The organism is Collinsella aerofaciens (genome assembly GCF_902501475.1).
Taxonomy (GTDB): domain Bacteria; phylum Actinomycetota; class Coriobacteriia; order Coriobacteriales; family Coriobacteriaceae; genus Collinsella; species Collinsella aerofaciens_AL.
On the sequence record NZ_CABWIF010000012.1, the window covers coordinates 18,793 to 36,453 of the forward strand.

At 59.4% G+C, this 17,661-nt stretch carries 11 protein-coding genes, 1 tRNA gene and 1 rRNA gene; 4 read left to right on the top strand and 9 right to left on the bottom strand.

Going from position 1 to position 17,661, the window contains the following annotated elements; genetic code table 11:
- Window positions 1–165 precede the first annotated feature (165 nt).
- The 4 genes from GDJ93_RS09990 (at window position 166) to GDJ93_RS04000 (ending at window position 4,909) form a co-directional block, all read left to right on the top strand.
- Complete coding sequence (locus GDJ93_RS09990; protein ID WP_193221439.1) at window positions 166–2,616, top strand: PTS transporter subunit EIIC; 2,451 nt, start codon at window positions 166–168, stop codon at window positions 2,614–2,616.
- Window positions 2,617–2,741: 125 nt separating this feature from the next.
- Window positions 2,742–3,755, top strand: coding sequence for a polyprenyl synthetase family protein (locus GDJ93_RS03990; protein ID WP_152067826.1), 1,014 nt, complete (start codon window positions 2,742–2,744; stop codon window positions 3,753–3,755).
- Window positions 3,756–3,893: 138 nt separating this feature from the next.
- Window positions 3,894–4,799: a peptidoglycan-binding domain-containing protein gene (locus GDJ93_RS03995; RefSeq protein WP_193221441.1), complete on the top strand. Its 906-nt coding sequence runs from the start codon at window positions 3,894–3,896 to the stop codon at window positions 4,797–4,799.
- A 38-nt stretch (window positions 4,800–4,837) separates the two neighbouring features.
- A tRNA-Gln gene (locus tag GDJ93_RS04000) sits at window positions 4,838–4,909 on the top strand.
- 605 nt (window positions 4,910–5,514) lie between these two features.
- Here GDJ93_RS04000 and GDJ93_RS04005 read toward each other — a convergent pair.
- The 9 genes from GDJ93_RS04005 to rrf all read right to left on the bottom strand — a co-directional run.
- Window positions 5,515–7,674, bottom strand: coding sequence for a hypothetical protein (locus tag GDJ93_RS04005; protein ID WP_152067827.1), 2,160 nt, complete (start codon window positions 7,672–7,674; stop codon window positions 5,515–5,517).
- A 184-nt stretch (window positions 7,675–7,858) separates the two neighbouring features.
- Window positions 7,859–9,748: a carbon starvation CstA family protein gene (locus GDJ93_RS04010; RefSeq protein ID WP_152067828.1), complete on the bottom strand. Its 1,890-nt coding sequence runs from the start codon at window positions 9,746–9,748 to the stop codon at window positions 7,859–7,861.
- Between the two features lie 817 nt (window positions 9,749–10,565).
- On the bottom strand, window positions 10,566–12,950 hold the full coding sequence (tsaD, locus tag GDJ93_RS04015; protein WP_152067829.1) for a tRNA (adenosine(37)-N6)-threonylcarbamoyltransferase complex transferase subunit TsaD: 2,385 nt from the start codon (window positions 12,948–12,950) through the stop codon (window positions 10,566–10,568).
- Window positions 12,937–13,443, bottom strand: coding sequence for a tRNA (adenosine(37)-N6)-threonylcarbamoyltransferase complex ATPase subunit type 1 TsaE (tsaE, locus tag GDJ93_RS04020; RefSeq protein ID WP_006235849.1), 507 nt, complete (start codon window positions 13,441–13,443; stop codon window positions 12,937–12,939). Before tsaE ends, tsaD begins: the two co-directional genes overlap by 14 nt.
- A gap of 12 nt (window positions 13,444–13,455) precedes the next feature.
- A complete protein-coding gene (locus GDJ93_RS04025; RefSeq protein WP_117776930.1) occupies window positions 13,456–14,076 on the bottom strand; it encodes a uracil-DNA glycosylase in 621 nt (206 codons plus the stop codon).
- Between the two features lie 8 nt (window positions 14,077–14,084).
- A complete protein-coding gene (alr, locus tag GDJ93_RS04030; protein WP_152067830.1) occupies window positions 14,085–15,230 on the bottom strand; it encodes an alanine racemase in 1,146 nt (381 codons plus the stop codon).
- Between the two features lie 2 nt (window positions 15,231–15,232).
- Complete coding sequence (locus GDJ93_RS04035) at window positions 15,233–16,849, bottom strand: NAD(P)H-hydrate dehydratase (protein ID WP_082222952.1); 1,617 nt, start codon at window positions 16,847–16,849, stop codon at window positions 15,233–15,235.
- A complete protein-coding gene (acpS, locus tag GDJ93_RS04040; RefSeq protein WP_152067831.1) occupies window positions 16,850–17,389 on the bottom strand; it encodes a holo-ACP synthase in 540 nt (179 codons plus the stop codon).
- Between the two features lie 176 nt (window positions 17,390–17,565).
- Window positions 17,566–17,661, bottom strand: a 5S ribosomal RNA gene (gene rrf / locus GDJ93_RS04045); the annotation flags it as partial.

Here is a 17,661-nt window from a genome sequence, read left to right on the forward strand (position 1 = left end):
CGAATATCGGTAAAGCGACAGGATTTAACCGTTGACGGTTTCTGTCATGCCCAAATCGGTTTCGCTCAAAACTGCCGGTACGACAATCGTCTGGTCCTCTACAATGAATCCATTGTTTAAACGTTTCCCCACGCGCAACGCGCCTCGATATTCGGAAGGCAGAACATGCTGCAAAAAATCCAACGCTTTGGCGGGGCAATGTTCGCGCCCGCCATGCTGTTTTCTATATCAGGCCTCATGGTCGGCGTCTCCGCTCTCGCAACGACTGCGGACATCGTCGGCGATCTCGCCGTATACGGAACCCCTTGGTACGTTTTCTGGGCTATCATCCAGCGCGGCTCGTGGACGGTCTTTAAACGCCTCCCGCTCCTTTTTGCCGTAGCGCTGCCCATCGGTCTTGCCCAAAAACAACCGGCTCGTTGCTGCCTCGAGGCTCTCGTCGCCTATTTTGCCTACTGCTTCTTTTTGAGCGAGATCATTAAGCTGAGCGGAGACAACCTTGGGCTTAAGTACCCGTCATCTTTGACCCCCGCCAACGGCATCACCGTCATCGACGGCATCAAGACGCTCGACACCGGCATTATCGGCCCGCTGGTGGTATCGGCAACCGTCGTCGCCATCCATGACCGCTTCTACGATGCCAAGGTTCCCGATTGGCTCGGCACCTTCTCGGGCTCCTCGCTGGTCTACCTCATCAGCTTTTTTGCCGTGTTTGCCCTTGCCGCTATCTCGGCCGCCATCGTGCCCTCCGTATACGCAATGACCGAAACGCTGCGCCATGCACTTACGAGCGTCGGCCCCTTTGGCGTGGGCATCTTTGTGTTTTTGGAGCGAGCGCTCGAGCCTATGGGGCTGCACCACCTGCTCTACATGCCAATCTACTACGACAACCTGGTCATTAACGACGGCATCTACGCCACGTGGAGCAGTTTGCTCCCCATCCTCTCCCATAGCACGCGCCCCCTTAATGAGCTTGCGCCGTGGGCCGGTTTTACCGCCACCGGCTGGGTCAAGCTCTTTGGCCTTCCTGCCATCGCAGCTGCGTTCTACTCCACCGCAAAACCCGAGCGCCGCGCCGGCCTCAGGGTCATCCTTGTTCCCGCCATCATCGCCTCGGTGGTTTGCGGCGTTACCGAGCCACTCGAGTTTCTCTTTATGTTCACCCACCCCGGGCTCTTTTTGCTCTACGCCGTCTTATCGTCTTGCCTTGCCACAACCATGAATCTCTTTGGCATCGTCGGCATCTTCTCGGGCGGCCTCATGGAGATGGCAGCCTTCAACTTTATTCCGCTCATGCGCACGCATGCCGGTGCCTATCTTTTGGCGCTCGGTATCGGCCTTGCCTTTAGCCTCATCTTTTTTGTTAGTTTTCGAGCACTCATCTTGGTCTATGACCTTAAGACTCCGGGCCGCGAGGATCATGCCGTCAATCGCGCGGCAATCGATTGTTTAACGGGAAGCGACTTTGCCAAAGAGCAATCTCCCAATGACGAGGTCAAAAGTCGATCCGATCAAGATCACGTCCTCGCTGAGCGGGTAATTCAGCTTTTAGGTGGCGTTGGCAATATCGTGGGCGCAACCAACTGCGCCACGCGCCTGCGCGTCGAGGTCGCAGACCCTTCCATCGTTGCAGATAACGCGTCGTTTGTCGCGGTGGGCGCCAAGGGCCTCATCATTACGGGCAAGACCGCCCAGGTGATTATCGGCATCTCCGTTCCCCGCGTTAAAGAGCATTTTGACCAGATCATGGGCCTCGAGCCGGAATTTGTGCCCACCACCTCGGCCTCCCCTGCCGCCAGCGCAGCCCATAAGCGCGGCAATATTTGCTTCTTCGATATCGACGGAACGCTCGCCTGGCAAGACCCCAGGCTCGCCCAAGACCTTCCCGAAGACGAGCGGGACCTCTCCCCCTATCCCAACGAGGCGGTTTCGCAGGCAATCCGCGAGTTTGTCGCCAACGGCAACATGGCCTTTATCTGCACGGGACGCACTCTGAGCTGCATCCACCCCAAACTTCTTGAGCTGCCTTGGACCGGCATCGTCTGTCTTGCGGGCGGTTACGCCGAGATCAACGGACACGCAATTCGCGATCTGTCGATGACGCCCAGCATGCTGCAGCGTCTTGCCCCCTACCTTGAGCAATCGGGCGAGGTCATCCGCTTTGAGGGCCTCAACGGCGTCGTGCGCATGAGTGCCGATGCGCCCGATGCTCCCGGATACGCGCGCACCCTGGGCGACGCAGTCACGCAGCTGCAACATTACAGTGTCTACAAGATCTTGATGTCTACATCGCTCGCCAACCACATCGCTCAAGATAAGGCACTTGAGCCGCTGCTGTGCTTTAACGAGCTCGAACTCGAGGTAACCGAAATCTCGCCCCGCGAATGCACGAAGCGCGGGGGCATCCAGTCTGTACTCGACGCCCTCGACCCCCACCACGGAACCGTATACGGCATTGGCGACGCCAGCAATGACGTCTCGCTGATGAACGCCGTCGATGTCGGCATTGCGATGGGCAACGCACCGGACTATCTCAAGGATAAGGCCGATTACGTGACCGACACCGTCGATCATGACGGTGTCGTTGCGGCGCTCGAGCATTTTAGGCTGATTTAGGCACACTCCATCAAACGCACGCCCGTTGTCCTAAATCGCCAAAACTGCCGCGCCAAACGCCCTGATGTGGCAATATGTTGTCTGCATATTGCATCAACGCAACCTCAGAAAGAATGCGAGAACCCGTGTCCAGTCCGTTTACCAGCTTTTTAGCCCAGCACTTTGACCAGATTAACGACTATCTGGCCACGTTCTTTGACGGACAGGCGACCTCTGCCGATATCGAGCGCTACCTGTACGCGCCGCTCTCGGCTTTTACGGCCAACGCCGGCAAGCGCCACCGCCCGCTTATCTGCATGCTCGCCGCAACCGCAGTGGGCGGTAGCTTTGAGAACGCCCGCAGCGCCGCGGCAGCCATCGAGCATTTCCAGTCGGGCGCGCTGATCCACGACGACATCGCCGACAACGGACAGCTTCGTCGAGGCAAGCCCTGCATGCACCTTACCGAGGGCACGGGCCTTGCCATCAATTGCGGCGACCTGGCGCTCACCATGGTCACCAAGACGGTTCTCGACGACCCCACGCTGGAGTCCGACGTGAAGCTGCGCGTGCTCCACGAGCTTACCGAGATGATCGTCCGCACCATCGAGGGTCAAGCGCTCGACCTGGGTTGGGTCCGTGACGGGCGCTTTGATATCTCGGTTGATGACTACCTGGACATGGCGACGCACAAGACCGCGTTTTACAGCGGAGCCACGCCGCTTGCCGCCGGAGCCATTATCGGCGGCGGCAGCGATGAGCAAATCGAAGCGCTGCGCGCCTTTGGCCTACACACAGGCCTCGCCTTTCAGATTCAGGACGACCTGCTCAACCTTGTCGGCACTAAGGAAGCCGCCAACAAGGACTTCCGCACCGACATCACCGAGGGCAAGCGCACGCTTGTCGCCGTACACGCCCTCTCTGATGAGCGCCACCACGACGAGGTCGAGGCGATTCTTTCCTCAGGCACCGATGATCCCGCGCAGCTCGCACGCGCCGTGGAGATCTTCCAGGAGACCGGCTCCATCGATTACGCCCACACTTACGCGCTCGACCTGACCGCTAAGGCCAAAGCGGCCATCGAGAACGTTGAGCTTGATCCGCACGCACGCGAGTTGTTCCTCTCCATGGCAGATTTCTTTGTGGAGCGCCTTAACTAACGGGGGTTATAAAACCTGTCAGCAGCGTATTTAGGCACAACTTGCTACACTGTTGAGTGCATGTTTATGCATCCCTTTGCGTTGTCTATCCGACAGACGCTCAAATAGTACGAATGGTACGCCGAAAGGGGTTCGTTCATGGAACCTATTACAACGGGCATGCAAGGAGCAGCCGTCGAGGACGTGCAGTCTCGTCTCCTGCAGCTCGGCTACACGATTGATGCCGCCGAAGTCACCGACAAGTACTTTGGAGCCACCACTGAGCAGGCCGTCAGCACCTTCAGGCTCAACAGCGGCCTTGCTGCCGGTCATGCCGTCGATATCCCCTGTTGGAGCGCCCTTGTAGACGCTTCGTATAAGCTGGGCGACCGCACCCTCTATCTGCGCATGCCCAATTTCCATGGCGCCGATGTGCAGGCCCTGCAGCGCGCTCTCAACGTTTTGGGCTTTGCCTGTGGCGAAGACGACGGCTACTTTGGTCCGCATACCGAGGCCGCCCTGCAGCAGTTCCAGGAAAATGTCGGCCTGTTTGCCGACGGCATGGCCTTCCAGGACACCTACGCCTACATCAACCGCCTGCACCATGTGTGGGAGGGCAAGCCCTCGGTCACCGAAGCCGAGCCCCGCATCGGTTTTGCTCGCGCCGCCAACGTGCTCGAGCGCTTCCAGATTGCCGTTATCGGCGAGGACCCCATCGCACGCAGTGTTGCGTCGCGCATGTGGAATATCGCCACGGCAACGACCGACAACAGCGGCATGATGCTCTGCGACTCCGAGGTCCCAACCGACGTTGACCTGGTGCTCGAGATCGCAAGCGACGAGCTGCCCGCCGACGCCGCGCCGCGCGCCACGATTGCCCTCGCCGAGTGCCACAACCTGGCCCAGCGCATCCGCACTGCCAATGTCGCCGCGCAGCAGAAGCCGGCTCGCATTCGCATTGAGCTCACGGGCATGACGCGCTACAACGGCACCTTCACGGCCAGCGACGCGCAGACGCTCGCCGTACGCCTACTCGACGGCGTTTGCGATGCCCTCGCAGATTAGGTAAACTAAACGAGTTGCTTTTGGGCAACACCACACATTGGGACGTAGTTCAACGGTAGAACTCCGGTTTTTGGTGCCGGCTGTTGGGGGTTCGAATCCCTCCGTCCCAGCCCCAAAGAACATAGCGCTCCAGGCTCTTATGAACCTGGAGCGCTTTTTCGTGGGCATGCGGAGGGATTCGAACCCGCAAGGGTGCGGAGCTGAGGAAACGCGAAGCGTTTTCCAGCGCAGCACGCAAGGAGCGAAGCGACGCAGCGGGGCGCGGCCGCCGGCAGGCGGACGCGGAATCCCTCCGTCCCACATCGACCGAGAACTCCTCGCGTTAAGAAAATCGAGTCAACGCCGCCAAGCGGAGGAATTCGAACCCGCAAGGGTGCGGAGCTGAGGAAACGCGAAGACGCCCCAAGCCCATTAGGACCAAGAGCGCCTTACATCTTGAAATATCAGCCCAATTCCGAAAAGCGAGCCGCCTTCTACAACGTGCCGTGTGGCCCCGACGGGCCGGGCATTAAGTTTGTCGCGAGTTCCGCACGCAAAGAAGGCCACGTGACCTCGATGTTTTGGACGTGACAGCGAGAGGGGCCCTGGTATGGCAAGGTGACGTGAAACAAGGCGGCGCTGACCTTCTGGTCGCGCCGCCGAAGTTGAACGTCAGATTGCCGTGCCAGGGACCCTCGCAGCGTCGAGAGGACCGCCGTTCGGTAGAACGGCGGAACTAATTATTCAGCATGCGGTCGAAGCTTCCCGAGTCGCCATCCCGATAGTCTGCGGTCATCAGAATCTCCTGCGGAATGCGCCCGCCCTCGCGCAGCACATTGCGGAACTGCACGCGCGTGACCATGGGCAGATCTTTGATCGTCGCTGCCAGGTTCTGCGGCACACCCTGGTTGGCAGCCGCGGGCTCGCACTCTCCGCCGGCCTTCACGCGACGCTTATGCTCGGCGAGCATGGCGCGGTACATGCCGGCATGCAGGCGAATCTCAACCACATTGGCATTGCGAGTCTGCTCGACGATGCGCGCGCCCTCGCGATCGATATCGCCCACGTAGTAGACGTAGCTAAAGCGATAGCCAATCTCGGCCAGATAATCGTCCAGGGCATGCGAGACGCTCGCCTTGCATCCGCCGCCAAAAATCACGCCGCCCACCTTGATGCCAAAGAGCTTGGCGTGCTTGCGGCCACGCAGCAGCTTGACGATCTCGTCGTAGGTGTCCAGGTTCTCGACCATAATGAACGGCTTGTCGGCGCCCAGCGTAAAGAAACCCGTAAAGTGCACGGGGCGATTGGGCGCGACCTTGATCGCCTGCATGCTGATGCCCTTTTCGGTCATACGCCTGATCAGGCGCTCACCGTGCTTGCCGTCAAAAGCCTTCTCGTCGTTAAAGATCTGGTAGGCACGCTGGCGGCGCGAGGCAACCGGCGTATCGGCACCTCGGTTCTGCTCGATCCAGGCCTGGATGATTGCGATTTCCTCGGCAATCTTGCGGTTGGACATCTCGTTGTGCTGAGTGCGCTGCGGAGCCTTTTTGCCGTCCTTGCCCTCGACCTTTACGATCTGTGTCTGCTGCTCCTTGATCTTAGAGAGCGCCGTAGGCGTAGGGACAACCTTGAGCAGCTGCCTGCCTAAAACGCGGGCAAGGGCAAACGCCGAGACCTCGCCGTGGACGGACGACTTGGGCTGCTGGGCAGCAGTATCTGCTGCGGCAGACTCCGGCTTCTTCTGAGACTTGCGCTTAGAATCGCCTTGGGAATTGCGCTCGTGCTTCGGCATAGACGCCTGCTTCTGCGGACGATCGAACTTGCTCTCCTTCGCCGGCTGGCGCTTAGGCTGCCCCGAAGAAACCTCGGCCTTCGCATCCTCGTTCTGCGGCGTGGTCTTCTCGGTTGCAGTCTCGGCATGGGAACTGCGGCCCCCACGATGGCGACGGCGGCGAGGCTTGCTCGACGCGCCCCGCTCCGTCTGCTCATCAGTAGGCTGCTGACCCTTGGCCTCGGCATCAACCTCAAGCTGCGGCTCAACAGGCTTTTGCTCGCGAGCCGTCGGCTCAACGGCCTTCTCGTCCTGGGTGGTCGAAACCGACTCGCCCTTCTCCTGACGCTTTACGGGATACGCGCGTCCCGCAAAACCGCGGCCGGGACGACACGAACCCGGAGCTTTCTTGGCAGACTCCTCAACATCGTCTGCAACCTCAGAAGACTCTTCGACCTCACGCGCGGCATCCTGCGCTGCAGCCTTAAAGTGAGCACCGCGACGGCGCTTGGGCTCTTGGGCCTCCACGGGCTTTTGCTCCTTCGTGGGCTTCTGCGACTCGGCAGCAACCTCGGTCTCAACAGCCTCGGCATCCGTCTCGCCCTTTCGAGCAACGGCGCGACGGAAGCGCTCCTGCTGGGCGCGGCGCTGCGCATCGCGCTTGCCACCTCCGCCAAAACCGCCGCGTCCTGCCTTGGCCGTAAAGGCACGCACGACGTTCTCATCGAGCAACTCATCGGTATCGACATGCTCACGCGGAGCAACTTCTTCCACAGCAGGCACGTCAGCGGAATCCTCGACGGACTCGGCAGGCTGCTCCTGGACATCGCGGATCTCGGCATTGATGGTATAGAACGCCGGGCGCCCGTTAATGCCGCTACCCTCGATCTTGGTCACGATATTTGCCGCGATAAGCTCATCGCGCATCGCCTTGGTGTCGCACTCCTTATCGACGGAGCGGAAAATCTGCGCCAGCGCACTCGACTTAATCTTGAGCGCCTTGCGGCAAAGCAGGTCGTAGGCAACCAGCTTGGCACGCTCAGCAGAAAGCGACGTCTGGCTGCTCAGGCGCTCAGCCAAAGCATCGACATTGTTTTGATTATCGGAATATACCGTCTTGGCCACGGGGCCCCTTTCATATGTACACATATACGTCTATATGGTACAACGCGCGCCCTTATCCACGCAAAACATCTGCGAGAACACTCGAGCGTCACCCGCTTTCGCATGAAAAAAAGACCGAGCCCGCGAAGTCGCGGACCCGATCTTTCCGAGTCATATGGATGGAACGGTTAGTCCATCAAGCTGACTAGGCCTTGGCGGCCTCGGCGTCAGCGGGAGCCTCGGCGGCAGCGGCGCGACCGTACTCGGCCTTGCCCATCTCGGACCACTCGGGCTCCTCGTCAGGCATGGAGCCAGCCTCCTTGCCGAAGAACTCCTTGAGGCAGTTGACGGCGACGATAAGGCCCAGGACCATCAGCAGGACGGCGAAGACGAGCTGCAGGCCCTTGGTGGCGGCGACGGAGACGGCGGCCGTGGTGGCGGTAGCCGGGATGGTGCCGAAGAAGCCGTAAGCCTGGACAGCGGCCATGCAGCCCATAGCGCTCTGGACCAGCGAGGTGAAGGTGCAGCAGAGCAGGAAGACGACGGGCACGTAGAGCATCCAACCCTTGCGGCCGGTGCACTTGCAGAACACGGCGAGGGTGATCATGGTCATGCCGCCGAGCAGCTGGTTGGAAGCACCAAAGAGCGGCCAGATGTTGGCATAGCCACCAAAAGCGAGGGCGAGACCGGGAAGCAGGGTGACGACCGTGGCGAACCAGGGGTTGCCGAGGACCTTCATGTAGCCGGCCTTGGACTCGATGGCCAGGGCGTCGTTGGTCTGGGCAAAGAACTCGGAGAACGAGGTGCGGGCGATGCGGGCGACGGCATCGAGCGAGGTCAGGGCCAGAGCGGAGACGTTCATGGTCATGAAGACGGTAGCGAGCGTGCCGTCAACACCGAAGGCCTGCATACCGCGGGAGATACCAGCGGCGAAGATCTGGAACGGGGTGGAAGCGACACCGGCGTTGAGGGCGCCAGTACCGGCGGTGTTCATATCGGAGAACATGATGCCAGCGACGATGATGGCAAGGATGCCGACGAAGGACTCGACGATCATGGCGCCGTAACCGACCTTGACGGCGTCCTGCTCCTTCTCGACCTGCTTAGAAGAGGTGCCGGAAGAAACGAGGCTGTGGAAACCGGAGAGAGCACCGCAAGCGACGGAGACGAACAGGACCGGGAACATCATGCCGGAGGCAGTGGAGAAGCCGGTGAAGACCGGAGCGGTGATAGTGGCCTGACCGTTGACGCCCAGGACGACGATGCCGAGGACAGCGCAGACGATCATGACGATCATCATGATGGAAGTGAGGTAGTCACGCGGGGTCTTGAGCATCTGGATGGGCATGGCGCCAGCAAAGACCAGGTAGACCATGACGACGGCAAACCACTGGAACTTATCCAGGTAGACCGGGAACTGCATACCGACGGCGAACATGAGAACCATGAGGACCACGCCGGTGACGAACTCGGCAGCGCCGGTGAGGTTGAACTTCTTCTGGGCCCAACCAAAGGCGATAGCGACGAAGGTGAACAGGATGGAGATGGTACCAGCGCAGCCGGCGGCATAGGACTTGGTGAAGTCGATGGCACCGGTAGCAGCACCAGAAGCGTCAACGGCCGGGGTGAACATGAACGTCTTGCAGACCATGTCGGTGAAGGCGGCGATGACGATGATGCAGAACAGCCAGCAGAACAGCAGGAACAGGCGACGGCCGGTCTTGCCGATGTACTTCTCAATGAGCTGAGCGAGCGACTTGCCGTTGTTCTTCATCGAAGCGTACAGGGCACCAAAGTCGTGGACGGCGCCAAAGAAGATGCCGCCGACGAGGACCCAGAGCACGACGGGCAGCCAGCCAAAGGCCATGGCGACGATCGTACCCGTGACAGGACCAGCACCGCAGATCGAGCTGAACTGGTGCGAAAACGCGGTGAAGGCAGAGACGGGCGAGAAGCTGTTGCCGTCCTTCATGCGCTTGGCCGGCGTGAGGGCCTCTTTGTCAACGCCCCACTTGTTGGCCAGCCAGCGGCCGTAGCCCAGATAGCCGCAGGCGAGCACCGCCGCGGCCACAACCATGAGCAAAACTCCGTTCATTACATTTCCTCCTCTAAAAAGAACTTCCTAGACATAAAAAATGAGGGCCGTCGGTTGCGCTCGACGGCCCTCATCTTCATCAGCCGCCCGTTATCGTACGGGCTAGCTGTATGTGCTAACCCGCATCAGATAATTACTACGCTGATAATGTTTAGCTGATGCGTGAACATGTCTAAGAAATCCTCTTCAATCATGATGCGAACGATCCGTGCGTGTTCACATCCCCCAGTGGTTGAAAAGGAGTATGAAACTTTAGTTACCTAAAGTCAACGCAAATATGTAATGAATTTTCAACTTTTTTTGAATTTCTCGGTATAAAACGCCACTGACCTCGGACTTTACCGAACGACAGTTTTTGCTTGAGAGATGCTCCTCGGGGGCGGGGCGGACGCCTGCCGCCATATATGAACTTTCCTGCTCGGACAGTCCTGCTCACGACGGAGGCCACATTAAGTGGCCTCCTGTTCGTGCGGAACTCGCGATAAAGTTCATATATGGCGGTAGGCGTCCGCCCCGCCCCCGAGGAGCTCCCATCCCAAATGTGCGGAGCAAAGCTCCGCACGCTAACTTTTCTTTCAGCTAAAGAACGCCGGAAATTCGACGCTGGCTTGTTAACCTTGCTGGACGTTGTCGACGCCAAACCAGCTCGGAAGCTATATCGATACAGAAAGGTCCCCGACCGGAGGGGCCGGATATAAGCTTTATCGCGAGTTCCGCACGCAAAGAAGGCCACTTAATGTGGCCTTCGTCTTGCGCAGGACTGTAGAGCAGGAAACCTTATATCCGGCCCCTCCGGTCGGGGACCGCACCCGTACGACTACAGCGTCATGTTTGGATCGGCGTCGACGTCGAACGGCGAGATTTCACCTCGGTCGAATTTACGGCGAGCGACCTCCGCGATCATGGCGGCGTTATCGGTGCAGGCAGATAAGGGCGGCACCGTCACGCGGATCCCCTGACGCCCGAGCTTCTTGATCATCATCTCGCGCAGATGCGGATTGGCCGAGACGCCACCACCGATGCAATACTCCTTGCACCCGGTGGCATGCAGGGCGTTTTTGGCCTTCTTGTACTGCACGTCAAAGACCGCCGCCTCAAACGAGGCCGCCAGATCGGGCAGATGAATCGTGCGCCCGGCCTTGGTCTCCTGCTCGATGTAGAGCGTCACCGCCGTCTTGAGGCCCGAAAGCGAGAAGCGGTAGTCTCCCCTGCTGTTAAGCGCGCGGGGAAAATCGATCGCCTTGGGGTTACCCGTCTCGGCAAGCTGGGAGATGATGGGACCTCCGGGATAGCCAAGGCCCAGTGCCTTTGCCACCTTGTCGAAGGCTTCGCCTACGGCGTCGTCCAGCGTCTCGCCAAGCACTTCGTAGTCGCCCCATGCCTTTACGTGCACGAGCATGGTGTGCCCGCCCGAAACGAGCGTAAAGATAAACGGGGGCTTAAGGTCGGGCTGCGCCAACAGGTTGGCAAACAGGTGACCCTCCAGATGATTGACGCACACCAGCGGTTTGCCGGCAGCATACGCAAAGCCCTTGGCGAAGGCGACGCCAACCACGAGCGCGCCCACCAGGCCCGGACCCTGTGTCACGCCCACAGCGGCAAGCTCACTTGGCGCAATGGCTCCGCCCGTAAGGCCCAGCGACGCTGCGGCGTCTTCAAGCGCCGCATCCACGACACTCACGATGACCTCAACGTGCTTGCGCGAGGCGATCTCGGGCACCACGCCGCCAAAGCGGGCGTGAAAATCAATCTGTGTCGACACCTGGTTGGCCAGCATATTGCCATCCGCATCGATAATCGCCACGGCCGTCTCGTCGCAGGAACTCTCGATAGCGAGCACTAGGCGACGGCGCTCAATTTCAGCGCGCTCCTCAACGGTTCGCTCGGGCGCAGGCAGCGGCCATACACGCTGCTCAGCCGCCGTCGGCTCGGGCGAAGCGTTGTCGACCGGAAGCACCAGGGGCAGCGGCGCCGTCATGACGATGGCATCTTTGCCAACACCGTAGTAACCGCGGCGACGGCCAGCCTCGGTAAAGCCCAGAGCGTTATAAAGCGCGATCGCTCCCTCGTTGCCGTCCTCGACCTCGAGCGAAGCCGTGGTGCAGCCGAGCATCTGGGCATCATAGCTCACATGCGACAGCAGCTTGCGGGCAATGCCCTCGCGGCGATGTGCCGGGTCGACGGCGGCATCCAGAATCTGCACATCACCGTCCACGACCATACCGCCGGCAAGGCCCAGCAGCTTGCCGTCGTCGTGTGCCACCCACCAACTACGCGGCGCAGCGACGTCCTCGCCCAGTTCGGACAGGAACATGCCCGGCGTCCACGCCTTGTGTCCGGCACCTTCAAAGCAGGCAGCCTCTAGCGCGCTCGCGCCCTCGGCATCCGCCGCGCCCATGGGACGGAACTGCAGATGACGACCGGCGAGCTCATCGGCAACGCCCGTAATTTCGCTCTGCGCACTCTCGGCAAGACCAAGACGCTTGCGCTCGTTTTCCTCGGCATCAGAAAGGCGCGTGTAAATCGGCAGGACGCGAGCCGGATCGCCGTCACCCGCAGCGTGCGCGAGCAGCAAGCCCTCGCCCGAAGGCCACCACAGGTCGCGCTCCACGCAGCGGACGGTCTCGTCCTCACCCAGCAGCTTGCCATAGCGCACGAGACCGTCACCGGTCAGCTGAACCTGGTCCCAGTCCGCTGCTTGGCGCCACTCATCGAGCGCCACGGCGGCCTTGACCACGTGTTCGCGCTCAAATTGACGCTCGGGGCCCCCATCGACCAGCATATACAGCGCCGGATATACCTCACCGCGCATAGCATCGGCCAAGATACCAAGCTTGCCGCGCACGCCAGCCTTCCACGCCGTCCAAGCGCAAGCGTCGAGCGTCGACACGCCCAGCAGCGGAACATTGGCACCACGCGCGAGGCCCTTGGCAGTGGAGATGCCGATACGCACACCCGTAAACGACCCCGGGCCGCGACCGACCACGTAGCAACCAACATCGCTGCGATCCAGACCGGCCTGAGCCAGCACGCCATCAACGGTATTCACGAGCTCAACGTTGGCGTGACGGCGACACATGTGGTCGCCACTCACGAGCTTCGCCTCGCCCGTCTGCCCATCAATCCAGCTTGCCGCGCAGGCAAGCATGTCGGTCGAGGTATCGAGCGCCACCACCAGCGCGTTGTCGTTATGCAAGCTCATCTTGTACAGCCTTATCAATCAAATGGGAAAGCTCCATTGCGCGGTCACCGTGCGCTTCAAGCGTTATCGTTCGCACATCGCTGTCGCCCTCATCACGCTTGAGCGTCACCGAAAGATACTCATCCGTCAGCTCGTCCTGGAATTGTTCGCCCCATTCCAGCAGGCAAGCACCCTCATAGCCCAGCACATCGAAAATGCCCGTATCCTCGAGCTCGTAGGCATGCTCCAGGCGGTATAGATCAAAGTGAAACAGCGGAATACGACCTTGATCGTGAACGGCCATGAGCGCAAACGTAGGGCTCGTAACCATATGCCCATCGCCCAGCCCGCGCGAGACGCCCTTGGTAAAGTGAGTTTTGCCCACTCCCAGGCCACCGGTCAGGATGAGCACATCTCCGTCCTCAAGGCACGGTGCAATTAGCTCGCCAAAGTACTCCGTATCGGCAGCGCAAGTCGTTTTGTAAGTACCTACCCCCAGGCGCTCCAGGGACATATATGCTCCTTATTATTCCGAGGCGTCCTCTGGTGCGGGATGTCGCTCCAGATAATCGCCCAGCATCTTAAAGTCTTCCTCCAGCAGCTCCTGCCACGCCGGATTGCGCAGCGCTGCTGCCGGATGAAAAGTGGGCATTACTACAAAATGCCCCATCTGGTGGAACCTGCCGCGCAGCTTAGTAATGCCAATCTCGGTCTTAAGCACAAAGTGCGTCGCGGGGTTGCCGAGCGTCACGATAATATCAGGCCAGATGCTTCGAATCTGCTCACGCAAAAACGGCGAGCAAGCCAGCACTTCCTCGGGACGCGGATTGCGGTTTCCCGGCGGGCGGCACTTAAGCACGTTGGCAATGTAGACGTCTTCGCGTTTGAGCCCCGCCAGCGACAAAATGCCGTTGAGATCCTCGCCTGCCGCCCCCACAAAGGGCTCGCCCTGCAAATCCTCGTTGCGACCCGGCGCCTCACCGATAAACATGACGCGAGCGCGGGGGTTTCCCACGCCAAACACGATATTGTGACGCGACTGGTAGAGCTGGCAGAGGTGACAATCGCCCAGAACGGCCTCAATCTCCTCGAGTGCGACCTCACGTGGCGCCTGATGGCTATGACCGGGGATGTGCATGACGCCCATAGCGGCTCCTACACGTAGACCTTGTCGAGACGCATGCCAAAGCCGCAGGCGACCTCGTAGTTAATCGTTCCGCGCAGTCGGGCCATCTCGTCCATAGTGATCTCGGCATCGCCATCGCGGCCGACAATGATCATCTCGTCACCATACTCGGCCTCGGGAATCTCGTGTGCCGGGTTGGACTGAATGGCGACCATAAACTGGTCCATGCAGATATTGCCAACCTGATGCACGCGCTCGCCGCGATACAGCACATCCATACGATTGGAAAGCGTACGCGATAGGCCATCGGCATAACCGATCGGCAGCGTGCAGATCTGAACGCGCGTACGCGGTACGCGGTAGGTAAAACCGTAGCCCACGCCCTCACCCATCGCAGGGTGCGCCACGCGCGTCACACGCGCATGGACGCTCATAACGGGATCAAGCTGCATCACGCGGCCACTCAGCTCGCACGGCTGCATGCCATACAAGCCAACGCCGGCGCGGATCATATCAAAATGCATCGAGGGGTCGAGCATCGAGGACGGCGTGTTGGCGCAGTGCACGATACCGCACTCAAAACCCGCATCCTTAATGGCCTGAACGGCCTCGGTAAAGCGCTGACACTGCAGCTTGTAGTCCCAGCCCGAAGGTTCATCGGCCGTGGCGAAGTGCGTAAATACGCCGTCGCACTGAATACCGCGATGGAAATTTATACCGCGGACAAAGTCGAGCACCTGCGTGTAGTGTACGCCGATACGATTCATACCTGTCTCGATGGCGAGATGATACTTGCCCACCTTGCCCGCCGCGACGGCACATTCGCCATACGCAAGAGCAAAGTCAGACGTATAGACCGAGGGCATGATATCAAACTCGAGCAACGTCGAAATGGCCTCGATAGGCGGCTCGCTTAGGATGAGGATGGGCTTCGTAATCCCGCCCTGTCGGAGCTCAACGCCCTCGTTAACCGTCGCCACGGCAAACATGTCGGCACCGGCCGAATACATGATCTTGGCGCACTCAACAGCTCCATGACCATAAGCATCGGCCTTGACCACGCAGCACAGGCGCTGACGTGGATTCAGCAAGTTCTTATAGGCCCTCGTGTTGCGACGGAGCGCCCCACGGTCGATCTCGACCCAGGACCAGCGCGTCAAATCGGCTTTATTCATGATTAGTCATCCGACCCTTCGTCCATGATTCCCAGATCTTCGAGCGCATCCTTTGCCGCCAGCTCCATGGCAGGACCGATCAAGTCGATAAGATCGGTCGCGATAACGCTCTTCTCACCATACTCCGTCGCCGCGGCAAAACCGGCGTAGCTGTGAAGTGCGACGGCGTACGAATACAGCAACTCCCAACGATCCATCTCGTCGCGCATGGTGGCAAGCGTGCCGGCCAAAATACCCGCGAGAACATCACCCGAACCGGCAGTTGCCAGAGAAGCCGGACCCGAGAGCGGCAGCAGTACACGCTCAACGCCACAGATAGCCGTCGTCGGCCCCTTGGCAATGACCACCAGATTGTCGGAGCCTGCAGCCCAGACAACCTTCTGCGCGGCTGCAATCGCGGTACCAAGGTCGTTCACCTCGTCACCGGCAACCAGACGCGAAAGCTCACGATAGTGCGGCGTCATAACCAACGGCTGCTCGCGACGATACATCTCGGGGTTACTATCAATACCGTCAATGGCAATCTTAGCAAGGCAGTTGAGTGCATCGGCATCCAAAATAAGCGGTACATCAAGCTCGAGCAAACCCGAAACCACCTGCATAGCGCCGGCAGACGTCGTCATACCGGGACCGCACAGTACGCAGCTGTACTTCTTTGCAATCTCGCACACCGTCATGCGCGCAGCGGCGCCAAAGGAGCCGCGGGAATCAGACGGAATAGCAAAGACGGGAATCGAAGGGAGTGCCATGCGAATAAGATTAGCGCAGGCGTCAGGAGCCGCGACTGCCACGTAACCAGCACCCGCGCGAGCTGCAGACTTGGCCGCCATAATGGCAGCACCAGGATATTGCGCAGATCCGGCGACAATAAGCACAGAGCCACGGGAATACTTATCGATATTCGTAGGAAGTGGAGCAAAGTAATCAACTAAGTCACCGGGCTCGACAATCTCGGCGGCGTGGTCGACATCATCGATGACCTCGTCAAGACGGTCGTAAAGATTGCCGCAGATCAAATCGCCAGCATACTCAGGGCCATCAGCGCTATACAGACCAATCTTGGGCGCAATCATCGTCACCGTATGCTCGGCACGAATGCAGTCGTCATCAACAACGCCCGTCTCGGCATTCAGGCCCGAGGGGACATCAATGGATACGACACAATCGGCACATTCATTGACCGTAGGAATCCAGATGGAGAACGGCGCACGCAGATTCCCGTGGAAACCGGTACCAAAAATGGCATCGACAACAACATCGGCCTTATCGATCAAAACCTCGAGTTCGTCACGCGAAGGGCCGACGCAAACGTGCACATCGCGGCCGGCAGTACGACGAGCAACATGACGTGCCAGAGCAGCAGGAATCTCATCCGGTTCAACCGGAGAAACGATATCCACGTCCACACCCTTATGGCTCAGGATATCGGCGGCAACCCAACCGTCGCCGCCATTATTACCAAAACCGACCAGAACGAGAACCCGATCGGGATTGAGCTTCAAGACCTCGTTGGCGGCAAACTCACCCGCTAGCTCCATAAGCTCGGCCTTCGAAGTCCCTTCGCGTTCGATGATATCCTCGAGACGAACGACTTCTTCGGTACTCAAAACCGGTTTCATCTATGCTCCTAGCGTATCTTGCGAAGCATCGCCCAGGTGCTCCGTCAATGCTGAATTCTGCAGCTGCTCAAGCTCATCTAAAACAGAGCGAGCCTCTTTAAATGTCTGCGCAACGCGTTTCTTGGTGCTCACCTTTTCATCTTTTGGCTTAGGCCGAGCATCTTCGGTAATCGCGATGGCATTCGCAACGGCTAAGTCTCCTGTAAGCGTAATGGAAAGAGCGACCTCAACAACACCCAGCTCATGAGCGATCTCGAGTGCACGGCCCGAAAGCAGCGCCTTCGGTTTGCCGAGATTATCACGCGTTACCGAAACATCCTTGCGACCCACGCCTTGACTAAAACCCGTGCCGAGAGCTTTAAGTACCGCCTCGCGCGAAGCAAAGCGGCTGGCATAGTGAGCAGCGGGACGCGATGATGCATCACAATACGCACGCTCTTCTTCGGTAAACACACGCCGAGCAAACGACGGCGTCTTTTCAAGAATTGCTTTCATACGGGAAATCTCGACGATATCAACGCCGATACCAGCTTCAGCCATGTTCACCTCCATATCGCACAGACTAAGTTATTGTAGCCCGTTCACAGAAGATGCGACAAACGAGGGTTATAAAACACAGCTACTATGTGAGACAAAAGCCCGTAAACGCAAAAAAAGGGGGAGGCCGCGAGGCCTCCCCCTTCTCAGTTCAAGCGTACGGCTCGGTGCCGTCCACCGGTCAGCGGCGCCCTGGCCTCCCACGGGCTGACCCCGCAGTACTCTCGGCGCGATGGGGCTTAGCTTCCGGGTTCGGAACGGGACCGGGCGTGCCC